Genomic DNA, 25281 nt, shown 5'->3' with positions numbered 1-25281 from the left:
AGGAGCGCACGTCGCGATTGCCGCTAAGGCCGGCGCACGCATGCGCCTGGCTGCGCCATACACCAGTTCGGGACGATTTCCAACCGGGTGCGCGGCGCCGCGGCGGGCGCGGGGCGCGATTCTTGAATGAACCGCCCTCCGACCCGGCTGGTCAGGCGTTCGACTGGATGAAGTTGCGCACCAGCGGGTAGGTCTGGGTCTCCCACTTGCGCCCCGAGAAGACGCCGTAATGCCCGACCCCCGCCTGGAGGTGGTGCCGCTTGCGGAAGGGCCGCAGGCTGGCGCAGAGGTCGTGCGCCGCCATCGTCTGGCCGACCGAGCAGATGTCGTCGCGCTCGCCCTCCACGGTCATCAGCGCGGTCCTGCGGATGGCGCGCATGTCGAGGGGCGCCCCCCGGTAGGTCAGGGCGTTGCGGGCCAGCGTCGCGTCCTGGAACACGGTCTTGACCGTCTCGAGGTAGAATTCCGCCGCGAGGTCCAGCACGGCGAAGTACTCGTCGTAGAAGGTCTCGATCTGCGCCGCCTTGGCCTCCTCGCCGCGCGCGATGTGCCAGAACAGGTCGATGTGGCCGTGCATGTGCCGGGCCGAGTTCATCGTCATGAAGGCCATGAGCTGGACGAAGCCGGGATAGACGCGGCGGCCCGCGCCGGCATGGCGGCGCGGCACGGTGCCGATGAGGTTGCGCTCGAACCACTCGATCGGCCGGGAGGTCGCGAGTTCGTTGACCTTGGTGGGGTTGATGCGGGTGTCGACCGGACCGGCCATCAGGGTCATGCTGGCCGGGTGGGCGGCGTTGCGCGATTCGGCCATCACCGCCGCCGCCGCCAGGGCCTGGACGCAGGGCTGGCAGACCGCCACGAGGTGGGCCCCCTCGCCGATCGTCTCCAGGAAGCGGACCACGTGCCCGACATAGTCGTCGAAGCCGAAGCGCCCGGCCTCGACCGGCACGTCCCGGGCGTTGTGCCAGTCGGTGATGTAGACGTCGTGGTCGGCGAGGAGCGTGCGCACGGTCGAGCGCAGCAGCGTGGCGAAGTGGCCCGAGAGGGGCGCCACCACCAGCACGCGGGGCTGCTCGGAGGCGATGTCCTTGCGGAAGTGCAGCAGCGTGCCGAAGGGGGTGCGCAGCACCGGCTCCTCGCGCACCGGCACCTCGCGGTTGCCGACGTGCACGCCGGCGATGCCGTAGGCCGGCCGCACGTGGGTGAGGCCGGCGCGCATCATCATCCGGGCCGCCGCCAGCACCCAGGTGGCCGGCTCCCGGGCGCCCGCCTCCGTCCAGGGCGTGACGGTCTCGTGGAGGAGGCGCCCCCAGCCCCGCGCCGCGGCCGCGGCGTCGGACTGCACCTCGAAGAGATCGTAGAGCATCAGCCCGAAGACTCCCGCACACACGCCGGAGCCGACGCGCTTGCCGCTGCTGAGACGTAAGGCAACGCTCGCCCTCCCGCGATCTGACTTTCGTTGGGTGTGGTCCCGGGACTATGCCCGTCTGACTCCCGGCCATGCGATGCTCGTGCCAAACCCCGGGCCGGGCCGGTCTGGATTCTCGTCGTCTAGTGCGCCGCGGCGGCTGCCCCTATGGTCGCGGCGCTGACGGCACGAGTCTTGGATGGGCTGACGCCGGGTCGGGTCCGGCCGGGCCCGCGGGGGAGGATGCGCATGGCAGAGGCCACGCTGACGGTATCGAGCCGAAACTACTCGTCGTGGTCGCTGCGCGGCTGGCTGCTCTGCCGGATGGCCGGGCTCGACTTCACCGTCGAGGTGCTGGGGACCGGCGACGCGGCGAGCCGCGCCGAACTCCTGCACCTCTCGCCCTCCTTCCTGGTGCCGCGCCTCACCCACGGCCCGGTCCGGGTCTGGGACGTGCTGGCGATCGCCCAGTACCTGCACGAGTGGCGCCCGGAGGCCGGCCTCGTCCCGGCCGACCTCGTCAAGCGCGCGTGGTGCCGCTCGATCTCCGGCGAGATGCATGGCGGCTTCGTGAACCTGCGCTCGGCCCTGCCGATGAACCTGCGGGCGCGCTACACCGACTTCAAGCTGTGGGGGGGCGCGCAGTCGGACATCGCGCGCATCGTGGAGATCTGGGAGGAGGCGCTCGCCGCGCATGGCGGCCCCTACCTGTTCGGCGCGACGCCCACGATCGCGGACGCGATGTACGCGCCCGTCTGCACCCGCTTCGTCACCTACAATGTCGGCCTGCCGCCCGGCAGCGCGGCCTTTCGCGACCACGTCATGGCCTGGCCCCTGATGCAGGAATGGATCGCCGAGGCGGAGGGCGAGCCCGAGGAGATCGAGGAACTCGACATGGAGTTCTGATCGAGGAACTCGACATGGAGTTCTGAAGGAATGGAGTTCTGAAGGAGCGGGGAGGTCGCAAGGATCGGGCCCGGGCGCCCGGACCTCCGCTCCGCCTCAGCCCCGCTTCGCCCCCGCCCGGTCGGCCGGGGATGCCAGCGGGTCCCGCGGGGCCTCGCGCCCCTCGCGGGCGGCGTTCGAGAACACCGTCTGTCCGCCGGGCCCCGTATCCTCCCGCCGCGGCGGGTTGCGCCGGTCGAGATCGCCGCGGGCGGCGAGTTCGTCCGGGTTGCCGCGCTCGGAGGCCGGCACGTCGTCGATCCGCACCGGCGTCGCGCCGCTCCCGCCCGGGGCGCTCAGAATGCCCGAATGCGCGGTGCCGTCGCCGCCCATGCCCCCGGATCCCTTGCCGCCGGACCCTTTGCCGCCGTCTTCCTGGGAGCCGCCCTCCGCCGGGGCGCCGGCCGTGCCGAAGGCCGCCCGCACGTCGTCCGCCTCGCCCGGCAGGTCGCCCGGATCGGGCGCGCGGCCCGCGTCGGCGCGCGGCCCGTCCGGCCGGCTGAGCCGCCGGTCGAGTTCCCGCTGCTCCTCCTCGGTCAGCCGCGTCCGGCGGGCCTCGCCCTCCGCGCCCGTCGCGGGGGATGCCCCACCGCCGGGGACCGGGGGCTCCCGGTCGCTCGGATTCGTCGCCATGCGGGTCTCCCTCTGCCGCCCGGGGCGGCGCGCCGCCCCGGGGTGGGGGACCAAAGCACGGGGCCGGCGACGGTTCCGGCGCGGCTCAGGGCCCGGACGCGGCCGTCACCTCGCCCGCCCGGCAATTCTGCCGCGCCAGGTCGGGGCAGGGCGTGAAGGAGCGCAGGTCCTTCGACAAGCAGATCCGCACCTCCTCCAGGCGTCCGGCCCGGCAGGTGACCGACATCATGTCGGGGCGCAGGCCCGGATTGCTGGTCACGAACAGGCGCGCCACCTCGATCGGCGCCGCGCGCAGCGTTTCCCCGCCGCGCAGGCGCTCCGGGATGGTGACGGCGTCGCGGGCGCGGCGCGCGAGGCGGAAATAGCTCGCCGGATCCTCGCCCGAGCAGGTGCCGTGCTTGCGCCACTCGTAGCGGGCGAGCCCCTCGGTCGGGAACACCCCCTCGGCCTCGGCCAGGGCCTGCCGCGACGGCGGGCGCGGGAAGGCGCCGCACTCGCTCGGATAGCCGCGGTCGTATTGGGGCCACAGCCCGTGCACCACGAAGCCGGGATTGCGGCCCGGATCGCATTGCGCGTCGCCGCGCCGCTCGCCGGTGAGCGCGCAGAAGGTCGGCGACCAGGACAGCGCCAGGACGTAGAAGTCGAACCGGCCGGGGGTTCCGCCGCGCTCCTGCGCGGCGGCCGGCACGGCCGCGAGGGCCGCGGCCAGCGCGAGGGCGGGTCCGCGGATCAGGGCCGCGCCTCCCGGCAGGAGGTCGCCGAGGCGTACGCGTAGGCGAGGTTGCGGTCGAGGCCGTGCACGCAGAACTCGACGCCCCAGGTCGAGCCGATGATGCCCAGGCTCTCGCGCACCGAGTAATCCACCCGGCGGCGCACCCCGTCCGAGGTCGTCGCCACCGCCGTGCAGAAGCGCCTCGGGTAGAAGTCCAGGCCCCACGGCCGCCACGCGGTGCGCTCGATCCGCTCGTAGCGGAGGATCGTCAGCGACGAGTTCCAGAACTTGGATTCCTTCTCGGCGAATTGCGTCGAGAGCTTCTCCAGCACGTCCGCGTCCTGGCAGCCCGGGATGTCGGCGTCGAAGGGGAATTCCCGCTCCTCCGCCGGGGTGACCTCCTGGCGGGCCGAGCGCGCGAGGGAGGGCGTGACGGCGCAGGCGACGGCGAGGCCGGCGGCGAGCGAGGCGAGGAGGCAGGAGGGGCGCATGGCCGGACCTCGGGTTCGGGCGGGCGCGCGGGCCCTGGGGGCGCGCGGGCGCGCCGCGGTTTCAGCGTCTCGGCTGCCAGACGAAGCCCTCCGGCACGGCCAAGTCAAGGCGCCGCGAGGGCGCCGCCGCGCTTTCGCGCGCAGGTGGTGTCGGCAGATCACAGCCGCCGGCCCGGGCGGGCCGGCGGCGCGCCGCAGCCGGGCCGGCGGCCCGGGCGGGGCGGCGCTCGCCCTCGCTTCAAGCGGGCGCGCTCCTGCTCTATGTCAGGGCGGCCCGTCAGGAACCGAGCCGCCCCGCATGAATGCCGACCCCGCCCCCGAGACGAAGCCCGTCGGCCCCGGCGACCAGGTGCTCCTGGTCGACGGCTCCTCCTTCATCTTCCGGGCCTATTTCCAGTCGATCAACCAGCCCGAGCGCTACAATTTCCGGCCCTCCGACGGGATGCCGACCGGCGCCGTGCGGCTGTTCTGCGCCAAGATCGCCCAGTTCGTGCAGGAGGGTGCGGCCGGGATCCAGCCGAGCCATCTCGGCATCGTCTTCGACAAGTCGGAGGGCTCGTTCCGCAAGGAGATCTTCCCGGACTACAAGGGCCACCGGCCGGACGCGCCCGACGACCTCAAGCGGCAGATGCCGCTGATGCGGGAGGCGGTGCGGGCCTTCGGCCTGGAGCCGATCGAGCTCGAGCGCTACGAGGCGGACGACCTGATCGCCACCTACGCGCGGCAGGCGGAGGCGAGGGGGGCGGGCGTCATCATCGTGTCCTCCGACAAGGACCTGATGCAGCTCGTCGGCGAGCTCGTGCGCTTCTACGACTTCGAATCCGGGCAGAAGGGCAAGCCCGGCTACCGGCCCGAGCGCAACCTCGACGCCGCCGCCATCGTGGAGCGCTGGGAGGGCTTGAGCCCCGCCCAGATCGGCGACGCGCTGGCGCTGATCGGGGACACTTCCGACAACGTCCCGGGCGTGCCCGGCATCGGCCTCAAGACCGCCGCCGCGCTGCTCAAGGAATTCGGGAGCCTGGAGGCGCTGCTGGAGCGGGCGGCCGAGATCAAGCAGCCCAAGCGCCGCGAGACGCTGCTCGCGCATCTCGACCAGGCGCGGCTGTCGCGCCGGCTCGTCACCCTGGACGAGGCGGTGCCGGTGCCGGTGCCGCTGGAGGCCCTGCGCCTGCGCAAGCCCGACCCGGAGCGGCTCGTCGGCTTCCTGAAGGCGATGGAGTTCAACACGCTGACCCGGCGCATCGCCTCGCTGCTCCACGTCGATCCGGAGGCGGTGCGGCCCGATCCGGCCCTGCTCCCCGGGGGCGCCGCCGCCTACGCCAACGGGAAGGGCGGCAGCGACGCGACCCCGTTCTTCGGCGACGAGGCGACGGCGCCGCCCGCGCCCGAGACCGATCCCTTCGCGGATCTCGACCTGCCCGACGCCCCGCCCAGGCCCCGCGGCCCCGCCGAGCCGACCCCCGGCCAAGTCGTGGCGGCCCGCGCCGCCGAGGCGGTGAAGCCGTTCGACACCGCCTCCTACGAGACGATCACCCGCCTCGACCGCCTCGACGCCTGGATCGCCGAGGCGGCGGAGGCCGGCGTGGTCGCGGTCGACACCGAGACCAACGCGCTCGACGCCCACCGGGCCGACCTCGTCGGCGTCTCGCTCGCCACGGCGCCCGGCCGCGCCGCCTACATCCCGCTCGCCCATCGCGGCAGCGAGGACCTGTTCGGCGAGGGGCTGCTCCCCGACCAGCTCCCCTGGGACGCGGTGCGGGCCCGCCTGAAGCCGCTGCTGGAGGATCCGGCGGTGCTCAAGGTCGGGCAGAACGTGAAGTACGACTGGCTGGTGCTCGTCCGCCACGGCATCGAGATCCAGCCCTACGACGACACGATGCTGATCTCCTACGTGCTCGATGCCGGCAAGGGCTCGCACGGCATGGACGAGCTGGCGCGGCGGCATCTCGGCCACCAGCCGATCACCTTCGCGGACGTGACGGGCACGGGCCGGGCCAAGGTCACCTTCGACCGCGTGCCCCTCGACAAGGCCACGGCCTACGCGGCCGAAGACGCGGACGTGACGCTGCGCCTGTGGCGCCTGATGAAGCCGCGGCTCGCCGCCGAGCACCGCGCCACCGTCTACGAGACCCTGGAGCGCCCCCTGGTGCCGGTGCTCGCCCGCATGGAGCGGGAGGGCATCCGGGTCGACCGCGACATGCTGAGCCGCCTCTCGGGGGATTTCTCGCAGTCGCTGGCCCGGCTCGAGGCCGAGATCCAGGAGATGGCCGGCGAGACCTTCTCGGTCTCCTCCCCCAAGCAGATCGGCGACATCCTGTTCGGCAAGCTCGGGCTGCCCGGCGCCAAGAAGACGCCGTCGGGCCAGTGGGCCACGCCCGCGACGCTGCTGGAGGAGCTCGCCACCCAGGGACACCCGCTGCCGCGCAAGATCCTGGAATGGCGCCAGCTCTCGAAGCTCAAATCGACCTACACGGACAGCCTGCAGGAGCATGCCGAAAGGGAGAGCGACCGCGTCCACACCTCCTTCGCGCTCGCCGCCACCACGACCGGGCGCCTCTCCTCCTCGGACCCGAACCTGCAGAACATTCCGATCCGCACCGAGGAGGGGCGGCGCATCCGCCAGGCCTTCGTGGCGGATGCCGGCCACCAGTTGATCTCGGCGGATTACAGCCAGATCGAGCTGCGGCTGCTCGCCCACATGGCCGACATCCCGCAGCTGCGCCAGGCCTTCGCGGACGGGCTCGACATCCACGCGGCGACCGCCTCGGCGATGTTCGGCGTCCCCTTGGGCGAGATGACGCCGGATCTGCGGCGGCGGGCCAAGACGATCAATTTCGGCATCATCTATGGGATCTCGGCCTTCGGCCTCGCCGACCGGCTCGGCATCCCGCAGGGCGAGGCCTCGGCCTTCATCAAGCAGTATTTCGAGCGCTTCCCGGGCATCCGCGCCTATATCGAGGACACCAAGAAGGCCTGCCGGGACAAGGGCTACGTGACCACCCTGTTCGGGCGCGTCTGCCACTACCCGCAGATCCGCTCCAACAACCCGCAGGAGCGGGCCTCGGTGGAGCGGCAGGCGATCAACGCGCCGATCCAGGGCACGGCCGCCGACATCATCCGCCGCGCGATGGTGCGGATGGAGGGGGCGCTGGCCGGGGCGGGGCTCACCACCCGCATGCTGCTGCAGGTGCACGACGAGCTGGTCTTCGAGGCGCCGCAGGACGAGGTCGCGCGGGCGCTGCCGATCATCGCCCGGGTGATGGAGGAGGCGCCCCAGCCGGCGGTGCGGCTCACGGTGCCGCTCGCCGTCGAGGCCAAGGCGGCGGCGAACTGGCAGGAGGCGCATTGAGGGGCGGTCCTCGATCGCCCGCGCCGGGTCCTGCCGAATGAGATTGCGCACGGCATGACGAGTTTGGACGGATCAGCGCAAGGGCGCGCACCGGGTTTGCTGGCGCACGGGCGACAGGATGCGCCGGATGTGGCACCCGCAACGCTCAGCACGGGGAGTGTTGCGGGTGCCGCCGCGGTCGTGCCGAGCCGCCGACCGCGGCCCCGCCCTCAGACCCGGAAATACAGGCTGTGGTCGTGCCCGTTCAGGATGTCGACGGAGCGCACGATCGGGTTCTCGGCGTAGAACGCGGTGAGCTGCTCCTGGGTCGAGGCGAGCTCGCGGTACTCCCGCACGATGGCGCGCTCGTTGTCGCGCAGGACCCGCGAGGTCGGGTCGAGGTTGGTGAGGCAGACGAGGCCGGTCGGCGGGCAATCGACGCAGATCACCTCCAGGTCCGGCCGGTAGCGGCGCAGGATCGGCACCACCTTCCAGACGTCGCCCGTCCACATGGCCTTGTGCGCGTCCTCCCGCTCGGCCTCCGCGTCGCGGGTCGTCATCTCGGCGTTGAGCGGCATGCAATCGTGCAGCAGGATCAGGCCGTTCGGCGCGCTCGCGGCCTCCGCGTGGGCGATGTCGCGCAGCAGGAACTCGAACTGGTGCAGCCCGTCCAGGAAGGCCATGTCCACCCCGCCCCCGAGCAGCGCCCGCAGGTCGGTCTCGGCGAAGAAGCGGTCGCTCGTCATCTGGAACAGGAAGGTGCGGCGCTTGCCCGCCGTCACGTTCCGGTCGAGCCTGTAGTGCGGATCGACGCCGACCGCCGTGTCGCAGGGAATCCGCGCCAGCGTGTGCCCGAAATGGACGCCGATCTCCAGGTAGTGGCGGGTCTGCCGCTTGGCCGCGAGCGCGGCCAGGAAGTCCAGGTACAGGACGCCCCCGAAACCTCCCGGGACGGTGGCGGATCGGCCGGTCTTGAACATCCTCTCCCCTCCCTGCGACGCCGCCCGGCGGGCGGCGCGACGTAGGCGGCGCCTCCGGCCCGAGTCAAGGATCGGGTCAGGCCGCGATGGCGCCCGGGACGGAATGCGGCGCGACGAGGCGCGGCGGCAGGGCGCCCCGGGCGATCAGGGTCGCGCCCTTCGGCACGACCTGCCAGCCCTCCCGGCAGCCGTCGATCGGCTCGGAGACCACCACCACCCCGCCGCCCGTCTCGCGCCAGTAGAGGCTCGGCGGGCGCCCGTCGCAGGCCCAGCGGAAGGCCGTCAGGCTGTCGCCGTCGCTCACCACCGCGGTGAGCCGCAGCGCCTCCTCGATGCCGGCCTCGCGCATCAGGCCGCGCACGCTCGCCACCGTGGCCTCCATGGCCGCGACCGGATCCTGCGCGAGGCCATTCGCCACGGCGAGCAGGAACAGGGCCTCGGAATCCGTCGAGCCGCAGCGCGCGTCGTAGAGCGGATCCGGGATCAGCGCCTCCAGCCGCCGCCTGATCCGGCCGTAGCCGCCGATCTGGCCGTTATGCATGAAGAGCAGCCGGCCATGCGCGAAGGGGTGGCAATTCGCCCGCGTCGTCGCGGTGCCGGTCGAGGCGCGCACGTGGGCCAGGAAGGTGCGGGCCCGGATCTGCCGGGCGAGGCTGCGCAGGTTCTCGTCCGACCAGGCCGGGCGCACGTCGCGGAAGAGGCCCGGCTCGGGCCGGTCGCCGTACCAGCCGATGCCGAAGCCGTCGCCGTTCGTCTCGGTCTTGGCCTCGGCGGCGTGCAGGGACTGGTGGATGAGGGAGTGGGTCGGCGTGCAGACGAGGTCGTCGAGGTAGACAGGGTCGCCATGGTAGGCGAGGAAGCGGCACATCGCCCGAACACCCGTGGGTTAGAGGCGCCCCGCGCCGGCCCCGCCCGCGCCGCCCGACGCCTTCATGGAAGCGTAACATTCCGATCGCGAAGGTGAACAGGCCGTTAATGCGCCCCCGCATGGCCCCCGCATGGCCCCCGGAGCGGCCCGGGCCGGGACGCATGACGATTAGTTCGCCCCGGCCCGGGATCGATGCGCGGCATCGCTCGTTGACCCCCGTCGGTCTTCCGACGTCCCAAAGCCCGCCCCGGCGGTCCCTCCACCTTCCGGACTCTTGTGACCGACCCTTGGCTGGGCCCTCCGCGGCAGCGGGATACTTTCACGAATTGAGAGGAGGCATCATGGGCAAACTTGCGTCCGCCGGTCCGATCGCCGTGGTGGTGGAGGACGACGCGTCCGTGCGCGACTTCGCGGCGGCGATCCTCGAGGAGACGGATCTCGACGTGATCGCCTGCGCGAGCGCCGAGGATGCGCTCGACGTGATCCGCGCCCATCCCGACGAGGTCGCGCTGGTGTTCACGGATGTGGACCTCGCGGGCGCGATGGATGGCGGGGCGCTCGCCCGCACGGTGGAGCGGGAATGGCCCGACGTGCGGGTGGTCGTGACCTCCGAGAAGGGGGCGCGGCCGGAGACCGACCACGCGGTCTACATGCGCAAGCCCTGGCGCCCCCTCGACGTGCTGGTCCAGGCCGAGCGCGCGACGCTGGAATCCTCGCGCCGGGCGGCGTGAGGCGGGGACCCGTCGCGCCGGCTCCTGAGCAGACTTGCGCGCGGCAACTCTGCTTAAGTCTCGTTATTGCATCATTTCTGCCGCCGAACCGGTGACCATTTCGGCGAATGATGCTTAGAGCAGCGCCCGATCACGGTGCGGTCGGACGCCGCTCCAGGTCGTTGATCGTGCCGCATGTCCTGCGCTGAGCCGGCATCCGCCTCAGCGGGCGATGCCCTCGCGCGCGCCCTCGAAGCCCGCGAGCACGGCCGCGAGGTTGGGGCCGAGATGCTCGGACAGGTAGCCGCCCTCCTGCACCAGCACGGTCGGGAGCCGCAGCCGCGCGAGCGCGGCGCCGATCCGCGAGAAGCCCTCCGTGGTGACAGCGAGCCCGGCGAGCGGGTCGTGCACCGAGGCGTCGAGGCCGAGCGCCACCACCAGGGCGCCCGGCGCGAAGGCGCGGATCGTCCGCGCCGCCGCGTCGAGGGCCGCGAGGTAGCCCTCGTCCCCGGTCCCGAGGGGCAGGGGCAGGTTGCGGTTGGCGCCGAGCCCCGGGCCCTCGCCGCGCTCGTGCGCGTAACCCCAGACGAAGGGGTAGAACCGCGCCGGATCCGCGTGGAGCGAGACCGTCAGCACCGTCGGGTCGGCGTAGAAGATGTCCTGCGTGCCGTTGCCGTGATGCACGTCCACGTCGAGGATCGCCACCCGGCCGTGCCGGGTGCGCAGCTGCGCCGCGGCCACCGCGCTGTTGTTGAGGAAGCAGAACCCGCTCGCCCGGTCCCGATAGGCGTGGTGGCCGGGGGGGCGGCAGAGCGCGTAGGCGGCGTCCTCCCCGTCGAGGACGAGCTGCGCCGCGCTCGCCGCCACGTCCGCCGCCGCGCAGGCCGCCGCGAAGGTGCCGGGGCCGATCGGGCAGGCGGTGTCGAGGGTGTGCCAGCCGAGCCGGCCGACGATGTGCTCCGGGTAGGTCGCCCGCTCGCGCATCGGGTGGATGTTGGCGACCATCTCGGGTGCGGCATCCCCCAGGGCCGCCCAGGCGTCCCAGGCCTCGGCCAGGAAGGCGAGGTAGTCGGGGCCGTGCACCCGCGCCCGCGCCTCGTGCCCGAAGGCCTGCGGCGCCACGAGGGCGTGGCCCCCCGCGCGCAGGCCCGCGAGCAGCCGGTCGGCCCGCTCCGGCTGCTCGGTCGTGCGCGTGACGCGCCCGCGGACGAGGAAGAATTGCGGGTCGTGGCCGCGGTGATCCTCGGTGTAGACGGCTCTCATGGGGACTCCGGGTGCGGGGAGAGGGCGCGCGCGAGCCGGCCGACCTCGCGCCACGCCACGCCGACATGGTGGTCGACATGGGCGACGATGCGCTCGGCATGGCCCGCCTCGATCGCCGCCAGCACCGGCTCGTGGGTGCGGGCGATGGCGTGCGGATCGTCGTAGAGGTGGCCGATCAGGCCGATCACCACCTTCAGCTCCGAGGCGAGGCCGTCGAACAGCCGCAGCAGCCGGCCATTGCCGGCGATCTCGCAGACGAGGCGGTGGAAGCCGTAATCCGCCTCGACGATCAGGGAGGCGTCGTCCCGCGCGGCCGCGGCGTAGAGCGCGTCGAGCTGGGCGCGCAGGGCCGCCCGCCCGGCCGGCGTCAGCCGCCTCGCCGCCTCCACGGCCGCGTGGCGCTCGATGCACAGGCGCAGGTCGTAGAGCTCGTCCACGTCGCCGGCCGAGATCTCGCGCACGAAGAAGCCCCGCCGCGGATGCGCCCGCAGCAGGCCCTGGCTCTCCAGGAGCCGCGCCGCCTCGCGCACCGGGGCCCGGCTGATGCCGAGCTCCCGCGCCACCGCCGCCTCCGCCACCTTGGTCCCCGGCGCGAGCCGACCGCTCGTGATCGCCGCGGTGAGGCCGCGGGCGACCTGCCGCACGAGATCCTGGTCAGCGGGCACCGGCAGGCCGACGGGGGGAGACAACGGGCGCATGACACCTCCGGCGGCAGAGTGTGCACCCGGTAAGCGTCGATTGTCGACGCTTTCGGCTTGATCCGCCGCGGGGAGCGGGCCAGTCTGCCGCCATCGTCGCCGTCGCAGGAGACTCCGGCCATGCCCTCCCCCCGCACGCCCGAGGAGCAGGCGATCCGCCTCGACCTCGCGGCCGCCTACCGGCTGATCCACCGCCTCGGCCTCGACGACAGCATCTACACCCACATCTCGGCCCGGCTGCCGGGGCCGGAGCACCGCTTCCTGATCAATCCCTTCGGGCTGCGCTTCGAGGAGGTCACGGCCGGCAACCTCGTCACCGTCGACCTCGACGGGCAGGTCATCGACGATCCCCACGGGCGGGGCATCAACCCGGCGGGCTTCACCATCCACAGCGCCATCCACGCGGCGCGGGAGGACGCGCTCTGCGTCCTGCACACGCACACCGTCGCGGGCGTCGCCGTCTCCTGCCAGGAGGAGGGGCTGCTGCCCCTCAATCAATGGTCCATGCAGTTCACGGACCGGATCGCCTATCATGCCTATGAGGGCATCGCCCTCGACCTCGACGAGCGCGCGCGGCTGGTCGCGGATCTCGGCGACCGGTTCGTGATGATCCTGCGCAACCACGGCCTGCTCACCTGCGGGCGCAGCGTCGGCGAGGCGTTCCGGCTCATGCACAACATGGAGCGCTCCTGCCGGGCGCAGCTCGCGATCCAGGCCGCGGGTGCCCCGCTGGTCCGCCCCTCGGCCGCCATCGCCCGCAAGACCGCCGGGCAGTACGCGCAGTTCGGCGAGAAGGTGGCCGCCGGCGCCCTGGAGGACGTCGAGTGGGCGGCCTTCAAGCGCATGCTGGAGCGCAGCGACCCGGATTACCGGGACTGACGCCGCCGGGCGTCGCGGCCGTGCGGCGGGGCGCGCCGCCGCGGCCGCCTCTCCAACACGGCGCGACGGGCGCGCGATCGGCATCGAGGCAGCGGAGACGGCGGAGATGATCAGGCTTGCGGCGGCGGGAACGGCCCTGCTGCTCACCCTCGCGGGGGCGGTCCTCGCCCAGACGCCGAAGGCGGGCGGCGTCGCCCAGGCGCCGAAGGCGGGCGGCATCGCCCAAGTGCCGAAGGCGGGCGGCATCGCCAACGCGATCATCCAGCCCGAGCCGCCGGGGCTGATGCTCGGCCTGCTGCAGAACGGCCCGACCCAGATGGTGGCCGGCAACATCTACGAGGGGCTGCTGCGCTACTCCGAGAGCCTCGAGCCGCGGCCCGGCCTCGCCGAATCCTGGGAGGTCGGCCCGGACGGCCGGACCTACACCTTCCACCTCGTGCGGAACGCCACCTGGCACGACGGCAAGCCGTTCACCGCCGAGGACGTGCTGTTCTCGGTCGAGTTCCTCAAGCAGACCCATCCGCGCGCCCGGGCCAACATGGCCAAGGTCGCGAGCCTCACGGCGCCCGACCCCTACACGGTGGTGTTCACGCTCTCGGAGCCGTTCGGCCCCTTCCTGGGCGTGTTCGAGGTCGGCTCGCTGCCGATGATCCCCAAGCACCTCTACGCGGGCACCGACTACAAGACCAACCCGGCCAACACCACCCCGATCGGCACCGGCCCGTTCCTGTTCAAGGAATGGAAGAAGGGCGCCTACATCCGGCTGGTCAAGAACCCGGCCTACCACGTGGCGGGACGGCCCTACCTCGACGAGATCTACTGGCACGTGATCCCGGACGCCGCCTCGCGGGCGGTCGCCTTCGAGACCGGCAAGGTCGACATCCTGCCGGGCGGCTCGGTCGAGAATTTCGACGTGCCGCGGCTGTCGCAGCTGAAGGGCGCCTGCGTGACCGGCAAGGGCTGGGAGTTCTTCGGCCCCCATTCCTGGCTCTGGCTCAACAATCGCCAGGGCCCGACCGCCAGCAAGGCCTTCCGGCAGGCGGTCTCCTACGCGATCGACCGCGACTTCGCCCGCGACGTGATCTGGAACGGGCTCGGCAAGCCGGCGATCGGCCCGATCTCCTCCTCGACGCGCTTCTTCAACCCGGGCCTCGGCCGGTACGCCTACGACCCCGCCAAGGCGAAGGCGCTGCTCAAGGAATCCGGCTACAAGGGCGAGACCCTGCGCCTCCTGCCGGTGCCCTACGGCGAGACATGGCAGCGCTGGGCCGAGGCGGTGAAGCAGAACCTGGAGGATGTCGGCATCAGGACCGAGATCGTCGCCACCGACGTCGCCGGCTGGAACCAGAAGACCTCGGACTGGGACTACGACATCGCCTTCACGTACCTCTACCAGTACGGCGACCCGGCGCTCGGCGTGGCGCGCAACTACGTCTCCTCGCAGATCGCCAAGGGCTCGCCGTTCAACAACGTCGAGGGCTACGCCAATCCGGCGGTCGACGAGGCCTTCGCGCAGGCCGCGGCGGCGGTGAGCCCCGCCGAGCGGCAGGCCCTGTACGACCGGGCCCAGACGACCCTGATCGAGGACGCGCCGGTGGCGTGGCTGCTCGAACTCCAGTTCCCGACCATCACCCGCTGCAAGGTGCACGACCTCGTCACCACCGGGATCGGCGTGAACGACGGCTTCCGCGACGCCTGGATCGAGCGCTGACCCGTGGCCCGCTTCCTCGCCGCGAGACTGGGCAAGGGGCTGCTCGTGCTCCTGGCCATCGTGGTCCTGAACTTCTTCCTCATCCGCCTCGCCCCGGGCGATCCCGCCCTGGTCATGGCCGGGGAGGCGGGGGCGGGCGACGAGGTCTACGTGGCGCAGCTGCGGGAGCGGTTCGGGCTCGACCGGCCGCTGCCGGTGCAGCTCGGCCTCTATCTCGGCCACGTTCTCACCCTCGACCTCGGCTACTCGGTGCGCCAGCAGATGCCGGTGGGCCGGCTGATCCTCGACCGGCTGCCGGCGACGCTGCTCCTCACCGGCACCGCCTTCCTGATCTCGCTCGGCCTCGGCGTGGCCCTCGGGGCGCTGGCGGCGCGGCGGGCCGGGCGCTGGTCGGACGCCGCCATCACGGGGCTGGCGCTGCTCTTCTACGCGACGCCCCTGTTCTGGGTCTCGCTGATGGCGATCCTGGTCTTCTCGGTGCGCCTCGACTGGCTGCCGGCCTTCGGCTTCGAGACGGTGGGGGGCGGCTACGAGGGCCTCGCCCGGGCCGCCGACATCGCCCGCCACCTCGTGCTGCCCTCCCTCACCCTCGGGCTGTTCTTCATGGCGGTCTACGTCCGCATGACCCGCGCCTCCATGCTGGAAGTGGGGAGCCTCGACTTCGTCAAGACCGCCCGGGCCAAGGGCCTCCCCGAGGGGGTGGTGCAGCGCCGCCACGTGCTGCGCAACGCGCTGCTCCCGGTCGTCACCCTGGCCGGCCTCCAGGCCGGCACGCTGGTCGGCGGGGCGATCCTGACCGAGACGGTCTTCGCGTGGCCGGGGATCGGCCGGCTGATGTACGAGGCCCTGCTCCAGCGCGACTACACCCTCCTGCTCGGCGTCTTCGTCGTCTCCTCCGCCATGGTGCTGCTCCTCAACCTCCTCACCGACCTGATCTACCGGGTCGTCGATCCGCGCATCGAGGTCCGGGCGTGAGGCGCGGTGCCCTCGCGGCCTTCCTGCGCCACCCGGGCGCGGTGGTGGGGCTCGCGATCCTCGCCCTCGTGGTGGCGGCGGCGCTCCTCGCCCCCGTGCTCTACCCGGCCTCGCCCTGGCGGATGGTGCAGCGCCCCTTCGTGCCGCCCTTCACCCTGGAGCGGGTGCCGCTCGGCACCGACGCGCTCGGGCGCGACATCGCCGCCGGCCTGATGCACGGGGCGGGCGTGTCGCTGATGGTCGGCCTCGTCTCGACCCTGGCGGCCCTGGTGATCGGCGTGCCGATCGGCGCGATCGCCGGGTATGTCGGCGGCCGGACCGACGACGCGCTGATGCGCTTCACCGAGTTGTTCCAGACTGTCCCGAGCTTCGCCCTCGCGATCGTGCTGGTGGCGATCCTGCAGCCGGCCCTGTCCTCGCTCATCCTCGCCATCGCCCTGGTGAGCTGGCCGCCGGTGACCCGGCTGGTGCGCGGGGAGGTGCTGTCGCTGCGCGCCCGCGACTACGTGCAGGCCGCGATCGTGACGGGGGAGACCCCCTTCACCATCATCCGCCGCGAGATCCTGCCCAACACCCTCTCGCCGATCGTGGTGCTGGCCTCCCTGATGGTGGCGACCGCGATCCTGCTCGAATCCTCGCTCTCCTTCCTGGGCCTCGGCGACCCGAACCGGATGTCCTGGGGCTTCATGGTCGGGGCGGGCCGCACCGTGATCCGGCAGGCCTGGTGGGTCACCGCCTTCCCGGGCCTCGTGATCCTCGCCACGGTGCTCGCCCTCAACCTGATCGGGGAGGGGCTCAACGACGCGCTCAACCCGCGCCTCGCCCGGGGCGAGCGATGAGGCCGGTCGTCTCCGTCCGCGGCCTGCGCCTCGCCCTGCCGCCGGGCGCCGACCGCGCCCACGCCGTCGAGGACGTCTCCTTCGCGATCGCGCCGGGCGAGATCCTCTGCCTCGTCGGCGAGTCGGGCTCGGGCAAGTCGATGTGCGCCCACGCCCTGATGGGGCTGCTGCCCAGGGCGGTGCGCCCGGCCGGCGGGGAGATCCTCCTCGCCGGCACCGACCTCCTGGCGCAGGACGAGGCCGGGTGGCGCGCCACCCGGGGCGCCCGGATCGGCATGATCTTCCAGGAGCCGATGACGGCCCTGAACCCGCTGATGCGCGTCGGCGACCAGATCGTCGAGATGTTCGAGGCGCATGGCCGGCTGAAGGCGGCCGAGCGGCGCGCCCGGGCCCTCGACCTCGCGGCCGAGGTCGGCCTGCCGGATCCCGCCCGCCTCCTGCGGGCCTACCCGCACCAGCTCTCGGGCGGGCAGCGCCAGCGGGCGATGATCGCCATGGCGCTCGCCCTCGAACCGGCCCTGCTCGTCGCCGACGAGCCCACCACCGCCCTCGACGTCACCACCCAGGCCCAGATCCTGCGGCTGATCCGCGACCTGCAGCGGCGGCACGGCATGGCGGTCCTGTTCATCACCCACGATTTCGGCGTGGTGGCGGAGATCGCCGACCGGGTGCTGGTGCTGCGCCGCGGCCGCGTGGTGGAGGCCGGCCCGGCCGCCGCGCTGCTCGCGCGCCCGCAGGAGCCCTACACCCGCGCGCTGCTCGCCGCCGTGCCCTCCCTGGAGCCGCCGCCCCGCCCGCCGGTCTCCGGCGCGACGGCGGTCGAGGTCGCCGGCCTCACCAAGACCTACGTGACGGGCGGGGGCTGGGGCCGGCCGGTCCGGCGCGTCGAGGCGGCGCGGGACGTCGGCTTCGCGCTGCACCGGGGCGAGACCCTCGGGCTCGTGGGCGAGTCCGGCTCGGGCAAGTCGTCGGTCGCGCGGCTCGTCCTGCGCCTCGCCGAGCCCGATTCCGGCACGGTGCGCCTCGGCGACACCGACCTCACCAGCCTCTCCGGGGAGGCCCTGCGCCGCGCCCGGCGCCGGATCCAGATGGTGTTCCAGGATCCCTTCGCGTCGCTCAACCCCCGCCGCAGCGTCGGGCGGATCATCGCGGACGCGCCGCGCGCCCACGGGGTGCCGGAGGCCGACGCGATGGCCCGCGCCCGGGACCTCCTCGGCCTCGTCGGGCTCGACGCCTCGGCCTTCGACCGCTACCCGCACGAATTCTCGGGCGGCCAGCGCCAGCGCGTCGGCATCGCCCGGGCCCTCGCGGTGGAGCCGGAGGTGCTGGTGGCGGACGAGGCGGTCTCGGCCCTCGACGTCTCGGTGCAGGCGCAGGTGCTCGCCCTGCTGGAGGACCTGAAGACCCGCCTCGGCCTCTCGATGCTGTTCATCACCCACGACCTGCGGGTGGCCGCCCAGATCTGCGACCGCATCGCGGTGATGCGGCGGGGCGAGATCGTCGAGATCAAGCCGACCGCCGCCCTCTTCGCCGCCCCCGAGCACCCCTACACGCGCGCCCTCCTCGACGCCGTGCCGGGCCGGACCCGCGCCGCCGCATGACCCGCCCGATCCCCTGCATCCTGCTCAGCGAGACCCTCGACCTCGCCGCCCTGTTCGGCCCGGTCCTGGCGCAGGTCGCCGACGCCGTCGAGGTGGTGACCGACCCGGCCGAGGCGGCGCGGGTGCGCCTCGCCCTGGCATGGTTCCCGCCGGCCGACGCCTTCGCGCGCTACCCGAATCTCGGGGCGGTCTGCTCGATCGCCGCGGGGGTCGACAGCCTGCTCGCCTGCCCGGGCCTGCCGCCGGACCTGCCCGTGGTGCGGGTCGTCGATCCCGATCAGGCCCGCGCCATGTCGTGCTTCGTGCTCTGGCACGTGCTCGGCCACCTGCGGCGCTTCCGCAGCTACGCGGAGAACCAGGCCCGGGCCCTGTGGCGGCCCCTCGGCCAGCGCGCGGCGGGCGAGGTCACGGTCGGGCTCCTCGGCTGCGGCCGGATGGGGGCGCAGGTGGCGCGCGACCTCGCGGCCTTCGGCTTCCCGGTCCTGGCCTGGAGCCGCGCGGCGCGCCCCGCCGAGCCCGGGATCACCCACCTGCACGGCCCGGAGGGCCTGGCCGCCCTGCTGCCGCGCTGCGACGTGCTGGTGAACCTGCTGCCCCTGACGCCGGACACGCGCGGCCTCCTCGCCGCGCCGCTGTTCGGGCGCCTGAAGCCCGGGGCGGCCCTGGTTCATGTCGGGCGGGGCGACCACTTGGTCGAGGCCGACCTCCTCTGTGCCCTCGATTCGGGCCGGCTCGCCCACGCGGCCCTCGACGTCTTCGCGGTCGAGCCGCTGCCCGAGGATCACCCGTTCTGGCGGCATCCGCGCATCCTCGTCACGCCGCACGAGGCCTGCGACGCGAGCCCCGCCGCCGTGGCCGCGATGCTGCGCGCCACGGCGGAGGCCCTGCGGACGGGGGCGCCGATCCCGCACGCCATCGACCGGCGGCGCGGGTACTGAGACGGGATCCGCTTGATCGAAGCGGGTCCCGGATCACAAGCCTGCGCGGCGCCTGAGCGCGGCGCCTGAGCGAAGCCGACATCCGCATCGCCGAAATGGGAGATGGCGAAGCCATCAACCGGATGTCGGATGAGTGCGGCCGCCGCAACCGTCCCGCCGCGTGGTCCTCTCTTGGCGGAAAATTCTTGGCGGAAGATCCTTGGCGGAAGATCCTTGGCGGGCGATCCAGGCCGGGCAGGCCCGCGGCGGCATCGACCCCCTAGGACGCCATCAGGTCTGCGGCGATTGCGGCGCGCCGATCTTCCGGCTCAGCCAATAGGCGTAGCCCACGTTCACGCTCTCCAGCAGCGCGGCGGTGTTGGTGATCTGGTTCGCCACCAGGGTTCCGAACTGGCCGAGCAGGTTGAATTCCTGCTCCATCACCTTCGAGATCGTGTTGGCCTCGCGCAGGGCCAGCCGTGCCTGGGCCAGCTGCGTCAGGCCGTCGATCCACGCCCGGTCGAGCTGCCGGAACCGTTCGAGGAGCGCGGCCTGCATGTCGAACAGGTCGCCGAGCGTGTCGGGGTCGGGCCGCATCGCCAGCACCTGGACGGTGCCGAGCGCGTTCGCCGCGCTGCGCGACAGGGCCTCGTTGATCATCAGGGTCCGCCGCAGGGGCGGGCTGACCTTGGCGGGTTCGGCGACGGTGTCGGCGACGGTCTTGGCGAGGACCGCGAACGGCATCGCAGCCACGGCGTTTCCATTGCTCATGAGGCAGGTCTCCCGATGGCCGATCAGCCGCCCAGGCGCGTCAGCATCGCCTGGATGGCGCCGACCTGGATCGCGTTCTTCGAGTAATAGTCGGGCTTGTCCGTGTTGCGCGACGTGTAGCCCCACCAATCCCAGCACCCGTCGGGGTTCTGCAGCGCCCCGCCGTCGCTGCCCTGCGCCTGCGGGTAGAGGACGATGATGTTGTTGCTCTCGGCGATGTGGTTGTAGCCGGTCGTCGTGACGTAGCGGTTGCCGTAGGGCGGCTGGTTGGCGACGTCCGGCTGGCCGTTGACGTAGTTGATGTAGGCGTAGCCCTGCTTGCAGCCGTGCAGCGCGACGTGGATGCGCGCCTCGGCCCCCTCCAGCACCTCGGCGGGCACGTAGGCGTAGCCGAACGGGCTCATGCTGGAGCGCGGCTCGCCCGCGAAGAACTCCGTCTGGTCGAAGCGGATCAGCCGCCCGTTCAGGCGCTCGGCCGGGGCATTCAATCCCGGATAGATGTGTCGCAGGATCTCGTGCGACTGCATGAAGCCGCCGTTGTTGATATAGGGCGGCTGGTTGGTCGAGAGGGGGGAATCCTCGGGATTGTCGGTGATGATCGAGTGGCCGGCCGGCACGGTGTCGCGGTAGAGGATGTTCTCCGGCGCGACCCCGAGCAGCTCGTAGAAGCGCCGGGTCCGCGCGACCACGTCCGGGTAGACGACCCGGTCGGCGCTGCCCGTGAAGATGTAGAGCCGGTCGTCGGCGAGGTTCTCGACGGGGTCGATCTCCCCCGCCTCGGCCGTCCTGCGGGCGATCTCCGCGAGGTGCTCGGCGCTCGGCGCCATCTGCGGGATCAGCGGGTTCATGCTGATGTAGAGCGCGCCCTGCTCGTAGGCGTCCTCGGCGATGAGCGCGGCCGCGCGGAACGACTCGGCGCAGCGGAACGGTCCGCCGGCGATGATCCCGGCGCCCGCGAAGCGGGACGAGTGGGCCAAGTGCAGCTGCACCGTCATGAAGGCGCCGGACGACAAGCCGGACACCGAGCTCTGACCTTTCCGAACTTGGAACGAGGACAATTGCTCGATCGTGCTTCGGATCTCGAATCCCATCGCCGTCTCCGCAGATGTCGGGCCGGAGAAGGCCACGGACGCACCGATTTCGCAAGTGCGAAAACGGCACATCCAGGCTCTCGCGGCGCGCGATCGGGCCGGAAAGAAATTTTCCTCGGAAAAGATTTCTGGGTCGGACGCGCGGACATGTTCCGCCCCATGCCGCGTTGCTCGGCCGGTGCGGCGCGGGCCGTCCGCGTGCCGGGGCGGCCCGCGCGTCGTCTGGCGCGACCTTGCGGAACCGGCGGGAACGGGGCGGGGCGCGCCTCGGCCCGGCGCCGGGCTTCCCCGGGGGCGGGCGGGCGACCAATCGTTAACCATCCGCTCCCAGAATGCCCCCGCGCGGCGGCGTCCAAATCGCCCGCCGCGGGACCCGGTTTCTCCGCCGCCGCGGGACTTGGTTTCGCCGCTTTGGCGGCCCACCCTCATCCCGGCTTTCCAACCGCCAAGGGGCGACGCTCATGCTCGGCACGGTCTCCGCCTTCCTGATGATCCTGATGGTTCTGGCGCTTCGGAACCTCGCCAAGGCGGTGCTGCTGCCGGTCTACGCGGTGCGCGACATCCACCGGGGCCGCTATCGGCGCGGCCTGGTGCTCCTCGCCTGCTCGGGCCTCGCCGCCTGGGCGATCTGGAGCGTCACCCACGCCGCCCGCTCGCCGGCGATCCCGGTCGCGGCCTCCGTCTATACCGGCTGATCGGGCGGGCGCGCCGCCGCCACGGCCCGCAGGGCGGCCGCGACGCGCGCCCGCACCCCGACCTCGGAGAGCGGCGCGGCGATCACGAGGCTCGTCACCACGTCCGGGTATTGCCGGCGGCGCTTGGGCGTGCGGGCATGGTCGGCGATCCGGACCTGATGCGGGCCGCCCGGCGCCCGCAGGTAGAGGCTGCCGCTGCGCGCGCCCCGCGCCACCGTCTCGAAGCCCTCGGCGAGGAGCAGGCCGTGCGCCAGCGCCCGCGCGGCGCGCGGGGTCAGCCGGTCAGGGCCGCCAAGCCGGCGCCGCATCGTCCGCCCGCCCGTCCTCGGCGGGCTCCTGCGCCTCGCCCGCGCGCTCGCTCGCGCCCCGGTAGCCGGTGGCGAGCACGTAGAGCTCGCTCGAATCCGCCCGGCTCGCCGCCGGCTTCACGTGGCGCACCGCGGCGAAGTCGCGCTTGAGGTCGGCGAGCAGCCCGCCCTCGGTCCCGCCCTGCAGCACCTTGGCGAGGTAGGCCCCGCCCGGGGCCAGCACCTCGCGGGCGAAGGCGGCGGCGGTCTCGGCGAGCCCCATGATGCGCAGGTGGTCGGTCTTCTTGTGCCCGGTGGCGTTGGCCGCCATGTCCGACATCACGAGGTCGGCCGGGCCGCCGAGGAGCGCGATCAGGCGCGCCGGTGCGCTCGGGTCGAGGAAGTCGAGGGTGAGGAAGTCGACTCCCGGCATCGGCTCGATCTCCAGGAGGTCGATGCCGACGACCCGGCCGCGGGGCGGCGGCGCGCCCGGATGGCTGCCGACCTTGGCGGCGGCCACCTGCGACCAGCCTCCCGGCGCAGCCCCGAGATCCACCACCCGCTGGCCGGGCCTGAGGAGGTGGAAGCGCTCGTCGATCTCCAGGAGCTTGTAGGCGGCCCGCGAGCGGTAGCCCTCGCGCTTGGCGCGGGCCACGTAGGGGTCGTTGAGCTGCCGCTCCAGCCAGCGCTTGGACGAGACCGTGCGCCCGCGCCCGGTCTTCACCCGCTGCTTGAGGTCGCCCCGCTGGCCACCGCCCCTCCGGTCGCTCATTCGTCGCTCCTGCACCCGCGATCCAGATGACGCCGCACCGCGCAACTCGCAAGGGGCACCCGGGCCGGGGACGCGGCGGAGCGGGGCGCCCGCGGCTGCCTCCGGGAGCGGACCGGACGCGGCGCTCGACGTCGCCGGGCCGGGTGCTAAGCTGCGCACCGCGCGCGGCGCAGGCCGTCGCCGGCCCGGGGTGACCCATGGATGTCAAGGAAGCGGTGGCGAGGGCGAAGCACTTCCTGGCAGATGTCTTTTCGGACGAGACCGTATCCGAGATCCGGCTCGAGGAGATCGCGTTCGACCGGAGTGAGCGGGCATGGTTGGTCACTCTTGGCCTCTTGAGGCCGGCTGGGGCCGACGCGCAGACCTCCTTTGGGGTTCTCAAGCCTGTTCTGTACAAGAGAACGTATAAGATCGTCCGTATTCCGGAAGATTCGAACGAGATGCCGTCCATAAAAATTCGCGAGGTGAGCGAGGGATGAGCACTGCGATTCTCCTTGACACCCAGTTGCTCGTGCTCCTGGTGGTCGGCCGAACGTCGAAGGGAATCGTCGCCAAGCACAAGAACCTCACCGAGTTCACGGCGGAGGATTTCGACCTGCTTCTGATTTTGCTCGGTGATAATCCTGCTCTGATCCTGCTCCCGAACACCGTCTCGGAGGCCGCGAACCTGCTCCGGCAGCATCGGGATCCTGAGAGGACCGCCATCCTGCGCACCTTCGCCGAGATCATCGGCGGCCACGCGGAGCACTACGTGGCCAGCAGGAAGGTGGTGGTACGGCGCGAATACGCGCGGCTCGGCATCACGGACTCAGCCATCCTTGAGATCGGTCGCGGTAATCTGGAGATTCTGACCGCGGACCTCGACCTTTTCCTGGCGGCCGTTGGCCTGAGCCTCCGCGCGACGAATTTCAACCATAAGCGCGAGGAGTTCGACCTCTTGTGAGATCGGGGAGGCGCCGCCGCTCAGCCCCGCCCGCCCCGGCGCCAGACGCCGTCCTCGCGCATCATGTTCATGAGCAGGCCCTCGCGCAGGCCGCGGTCGGCGATGCGCAGGCGCTCGGACGGGAAGGCCCGCCGGATCGCCTCCAGGATGGCGCAGCCGGCCAGGACGAGGTCGGCCCGGTCGCGGCCGATGCAGGGATTGCGCGCCCGCTCGGCGAGCCGCGTGTCGAGCAGGTCGGTGATCGCCGTCGAGACCTCGCGGTCGCTCATCCAGAGCCCGTCGATGCGCCGCCGGTCGTAGCGCGGCAGGCGCAGGTGCATGGCGGCCAGCGTCGTGACCGTGCCGGAGGTGCCGAGCAGGTGGAAATGCGGCGCCTGCGCGGCCGCGCCCGCCATCAGGGCGAACTTGGTGAGCTTGGTCGAGACGTCCTCGACCATGCCCTCGAAGATCGCCGGCGTGACGTCGGTGCCGCCGTAGCGCTCGGTGAGGGTGACGACGCCGACCGGCAGCGAGTCCCAGGCGCGGATGCGCAGGGTCGGGTCGGCGCTGCGGGCGAGCGCCGCGGAGCCGTGCAGCCAGACGATCTCGGTCGAGCCGCCGCCGATGTCGAAGATCACCACCGATTCCGCGTGCCGGTCGGCCAGGGCCGCGCAGCCCGTCACCGCCAGGTAGGCCTCGGTGCGGCGGTCCACGACCTCGAGGTTGAGCCCGACGTCCCGGCGCACCCGCCGGACGAAATCCGGGCCGTTCACGGCGAGCCGGCAGGCCTCCGTGGCGATGACCTTCGAGCGGACGACGCCGCGCGTCTCCATCTTGGCCCGGCAGACGGCGAGCGCCTCGACGGTGCGCTGGATCGCCTCGTCGCTCAGGTGGTCGGTGCTGCCGAGGCCCTCGCCCAGGCGCACGATGCGCGAGAAGGCGTCGACGACGCGGAACCCGTAGGGCGCCGGCTCGGCGATCAGGAGCCGGCAATTGTTCGTGCCGAGGTCGAGGGCCGCGTAGGGGCGCCGCCCCTGCGGCCGCAGCGCCGGGAGGGGCCGCACCGCGCCGGCCGCCCGCTGCGCCTCGCGCAGCAGCACGCTCTGGCGCGCCGGCTCCGCCCTCTCCGCGGCGCGCGCCGGCACGGGGGCGGCAGTCTCGTCCCTCACGACGCCAACAATCCTTCCAGCCCGCGCAATCCGCGTGGGCAGCGCTGTCACGCTCCAAGCTTACGTCGCTGCCGTGGGAACGCAATGCGTCGTTGCACCCGATTCTCCCGATCAGGCGACCACTTTCGGGTTCATCGAGAAGGCGACCCGCGGCAGCGGGCGCAGCAGGCTCTTCACCTGCGAGAACGGCCGCGGGCGGTTGATGACCTCGTCGAGCCGCGACCAGAGGGTCTTGGGGGAGAAGGGCTTGGCGATGATCTCGTTGACCCCGAGATTGACCGCCCGGTCGACGATGTTGCGCCGCGGCTGGGCCAGCATCAGGATGATCGGCACGGTCGGGGCGGGCGAGGTCGCCGGGGTGCGGGCGAGGCGGATGAACTCCTCCCCCGACAGGATGGCGAGGTCCCAGTCGAGGACCACGAGGTCGGGCTTGCTCTCGGCGAGCGCCCCCAGCGCCTCGGCCCCGTCCGGCGCCTCCAGCACGCGCTTGATGCCGACGCGCATCAGCATGTCGCGGACGATGCGGCGCAGGTAGAGGCTCTCGTCGACGACCAGGGCGGAGAGGTCCGGGAAGGTCGGGGTGGCGATCATCGGGGCGGCTCGACGCGAACGCCCG

The 25281-nt window shown here is 72.5% G+C and carries 26 protein-coding genes; 12 read left to right on the top strand and 14 right to left on the bottom strand.

Going from position 1 to position 25281, the window contains the following annotated elements; all coding sequences use genetic code 11:
- Nucleotides 1-151 precede the first annotated feature (151 nt).
- Nucleotides 152-1366 (bottom strand): polyhydroxyalkanoate depolymerase, encoded by a 1215-nt coding sequence (locus M446_RS03360; protein WP_012330660.1) that lies wholly within the window; start codon nucleotides 1364-1366, stop codon nucleotides 152-154.
- Between the two features lie 291 nt (nucleotides 1367-1657).
- Here M446_RS03360 and M446_RS03355 point away from each other — a divergent pair, with 291 nt between their 5' ends.
- Nucleotides 1658-2314 (top strand): glutathione S-transferase family protein, encoded by a 657-nt coding sequence (locus M446_RS03355; RefSeq protein WP_012330659.1) that lies wholly within the window; start codon nucleotides 1658-1660, stop codon nucleotides 2312-2314.
- A 96-nt stretch (nucleotides 2315-2410) separates the two neighbouring features.
- Here M446_RS03355 and M446_RS03350 read toward each other — a convergent pair whose 3' ends face one another.
- The 3 genes from M446_RS03350 to M446_RS03340 all read right to left on the bottom strand — a co-directional run bounded on the left by M446_RS03350 (nucleotide 2411) and on the right by M446_RS03340 (nucleotide 4189).
- A complete protein-coding gene (locus M446_RS03350) occupies nucleotides 2411-2986 on the bottom strand; it encodes a hypothetical protein (protein ID WP_012330658.1) in 576 nt (191 codons plus the stop codon).
- Between the two features lie 85 nt (nucleotides 2987-3071).
- A complete protein-coding gene (locus M446_RS03345; protein ID WP_012330657.1) occupies nucleotides 3072-3674 on the bottom strand; it encodes a ribonuclease T2 family protein in 603 nt (200 codons plus the stop codon).
- 41 nt (nucleotides 3675-3715) lie between these two features.
- A complete protein-coding gene (locus M446_RS03340; protein WP_012330656.1) occupies nucleotides 3716-4189 on the bottom strand; it encodes a hypothetical protein in 474 nt (157 codons plus the stop codon).
- Nucleotides 4190-4487: 298 nt separating this feature from the next.
- Between M446_RS03340 and polA the strand changes: the two genes are divergently transcribed.
- Entirely contained in the window at nucleotides 4488-7538 is a 3051-nt protein-coding gene (gene polA, locus M446_RS03335; RefSeq protein WP_012330655.1) for a DNA polymerase I, read from the top strand.
- Nucleotides 7539-7747: 209 nt separating this feature from the next.
- Here the strand turns inward: polA and M446_RS03330 are convergent, their stop codons facing one another.
- Together M446_RS03330 and M446_RS03325 are read right to left on the bottom strand one after the other, a co-directional pair.
- Nucleotides 7748-8497 carry a class I SAM-dependent methyltransferase gene (locus M446_RS03330; protein ID WP_012330654.1) on the bottom strand — a complete coding sequence of 250 codons (750 nt, stop codon included), beginning with the start codon at nucleotides 8495-8497 and terminating at the stop codon, nucleotides 7748-7750.
- A gap of 76 nt (nucleotides 8498-8573) precedes the next feature.
- The gene (locus tag M446_RS03325) at nucleotides 8574-9365 is read right to left on the bottom strand and encodes a class II glutamine amidotransferase (protein WP_012330653.1); all 792 of its coding nucleotides are present in this window, start codon (nucleotides 9363-9365) and stop codon (nucleotides 8574-8576) included.
- 341 nt (nucleotides 9366-9706) lie between these two features.
- On the opposite strand from M446_RS03325, the gene M446_RS03320 reads away from it, so the two are divergent.
- A complete protein-coding gene (locus M446_RS03320) occupies nucleotides 9707-10096 on the top strand; it encodes a response regulator (RefSeq protein WP_012330652.1) in 390 nt (129 codons plus the stop codon).
- A 201-nt stretch (nucleotides 10097-10297) separates the two neighbouring features.
- Here M446_RS03320 and M446_RS03315 read toward each other — a convergent pair whose 3' ends face one another.
- Both M446_RS03315 and M446_RS03310 read right to left on the bottom strand, forming a co-directional pair.
- Entirely contained in the window at nucleotides 10298-11338 is a 1041-nt protein-coding gene (locus M446_RS03315; RefSeq protein ID WP_012330651.1) for a histone deacetylase family protein, read from the bottom strand.
- Nucleotides 11335-12036, bottom strand: a complete 702-nt coding sequence (locus tag M446_RS03310) for a GntR family transcriptional regulator (RefSeq protein ID WP_012330650.1) — start codon at nucleotides 12034-12036, stop codon at nucleotides 11335-11337. Before M446_RS03310 ends, M446_RS03315 begins: the two co-directional genes overlap by 4 nt.
- Nucleotides 12037-12156: 120 nt before the next feature.
- Here M446_RS03310 and M446_RS03305 point away from each other — a divergent pair, with 120 nt between their 5' ends.
- The 6 genes from M446_RS03305 (at nucleotide 12157) to M446_RS03280 (ending at nucleotide 18979) form a co-directional block, all read left to right on the top strand.
- Nucleotides 12157-12915 (top strand): class II aldolase/adducin family protein, encoded by a 759-nt coding sequence (locus M446_RS03305; protein ID WP_012330649.1) that lies wholly within the window; start codon nucleotides 12157-12159, stop codon nucleotides 12913-12915.
- 106 nt (nucleotides 12916-13021) lie between these two features.
- Entirely contained in the window at nucleotides 13022-14626 is a 1605-nt protein-coding gene (locus tag M446_RS03300; RefSeq protein ID WP_012330648.1) for an ABC transporter substrate-binding protein, read from the top strand.
- A gap of 3 nt (nucleotides 14627-14629) precedes the next feature.
- Nucleotides 14630-15601, top strand: coding sequence for an ABC transporter permease (locus tag M446_RS03295; RefSeq protein WP_012330647.1), 972 nt, complete (start codon nucleotides 14630-14632; stop codon nucleotides 15599-15601).
- Nucleotides 15598-16440 carry an ABC transporter permease gene (locus tag M446_RS03290; RefSeq protein WP_012330646.1) on the top strand — a complete coding sequence of 281 codons (843 nt, stop codon included), beginning with the start codon at nucleotides 15598-15600 and terminating at the stop codon, nucleotides 16438-16440. Before M446_RS03295 ends, M446_RS03290 begins: the two co-directional genes overlap by 4 nt.
- The gene (locus M446_RS03285; protein WP_012330645.1) at nucleotides 16437-18041 is read left to right on the top strand and encodes an ABC transporter ATP-binding protein; all 1605 of its coding nucleotides are present in this window, start codon (nucleotides 16437-16439) and stop codon (nucleotides 18039-18041) included. Before M446_RS03290 ends, M446_RS03285 begins: the two co-directional genes overlap by 4 nt.
- Nucleotides 18038-18979 (top strand): 2-hydroxyacid dehydrogenase, encoded by a 942-nt coding sequence (locus tag M446_RS03280; protein WP_012330644.1) that lies wholly within the window; start codon nucleotides 18038-18040, stop codon nucleotides 18977-18979. The genes M446_RS03285 and M446_RS03280 overlap by 4 nt, the downstream gene beginning before the upstream one ends.
- Nucleotides 18980-19249: 270 nt before the next feature.
- Here M446_RS03280 and M446_RS03275 read toward each other — a convergent pair whose 3' ends face one another.
- Nucleotides 19250-19729: a hypothetical protein gene (locus M446_RS03275; protein WP_012330643.1), complete on the bottom strand. Its 480-nt coding sequence runs from the start codon at nucleotides 19727-19729 to the stop codon at nucleotides 19250-19252.
- Between the two features lie 23 nt (nucleotides 19730-19752).
- Nucleotides 19753-20820, bottom strand: coding sequence for a poly(3-hydroxybutyrate) depolymerase (locus tag M446_RS03270; RefSeq protein ID WP_012330642.1), 1068 nt, complete (start codon nucleotides 20818-20820; stop codon nucleotides 19753-19755).
- 461 nt (nucleotides 20821-21281) lie between these two features.
- Between M446_RS03270 and M446_RS03265 the strand changes: the two genes are divergently transcribed.
- Nucleotides 21282-21515 carry a hypothetical protein gene (locus M446_RS03265; protein ID WP_012330641.1) on the top strand — a complete coding sequence of 78 codons (234 nt, stop codon included), beginning with the start codon at nucleotides 21282-21284 and terminating at the stop codon, nucleotides 21513-21515.
- On the opposite strand, the gene M446_RS03260 is transcribed toward M446_RS03265, so the two are convergent.
- A complete protein-coding gene (locus tag M446_RS03260) occupies nucleotides 21503-21823 on the bottom strand; it encodes a hypothetical protein (protein WP_012330640.1) in 321 nt (106 codons plus the stop codon). The two genes, M446_RS03265 and M446_RS03260, sit on opposite strands and share 13 nt — an antisense overlap.
- Complete coding sequence (locus tag M446_RS03255) at nucleotides 21798-22574, bottom strand: RlmE family RNA methyltransferase (RefSeq protein ID WP_012330639.1); 777 nt, start codon at nucleotides 22572-22574, stop codon at nucleotides 21798-21800. Before M446_RS03255 ends, M446_RS03260 begins: the two co-directional genes overlap by 26 nt.
- 197 nt (nucleotides 22575-22771) lie before the next feature.
- Here M446_RS03255 and M446_RS03250 point away from each other — a divergent pair, with 197 nt between their 5' ends.
- Nucleotides 22772-23053 carry a hypothetical protein gene (locus M446_RS03250; protein ID WP_012330638.1) on the top strand — a complete coding sequence of 94 codons (282 nt, stop codon included), beginning with the start codon at nucleotides 22772-22774 and terminating at the stop codon, nucleotides 23051-23053.
- Nucleotides 23050-23517 carry a PIN domain-containing protein gene (locus tag M446_RS03245; protein WP_012330637.1) on the top strand — a complete coding sequence of 156 codons (468 nt, stop codon included), beginning with the start codon at nucleotides 23050-23052 and terminating at the stop codon, nucleotides 23515-23517. Before M446_RS03250 ends, M446_RS03245 begins: the two co-directional genes overlap by 4 nt.
- 20 nt (nucleotides 23518-23537) lie before the next feature.
- On the opposite strand, the gene M446_RS03240 is transcribed toward M446_RS03245, so the two are convergent.
- Together M446_RS03240 and M446_RS03235 are read right to left on the bottom strand one after the other, a co-directional pair.
- Nucleotides 23538-24665, bottom strand: a complete 1128-nt coding sequence (locus tag M446_RS03240) for a Ppx/GppA phosphatase family protein (protein ID WP_026190924.1) — start codon at nucleotides 24663-24665, stop codon at nucleotides 23538-23540.
- A gap of 111 nt (nucleotides 24666-24776) precedes the next feature.
- Nucleotides 24777-25256 (bottom strand): response regulator, encoded by a 480-nt coding sequence (locus M446_RS03235; protein ID WP_012330635.1) that lies wholly within the window; start codon nucleotides 25254-25256, stop codon nucleotides 24777-24779.
- Nucleotides 25257-25281 lie beyond the last annotated feature (25 nt).

The organism is Methylobacterium sp. 4-46 (assembly GCF_000019365.1).
Lineage (GTDB): Bacteria > Pseudomonadota > Alphaproteobacteria > Rhizobiales > Beijerinckiaceae > Methylobacterium.
This window is presented reverse-complemented; position numbering and strand designations above follow the sequence as displayed.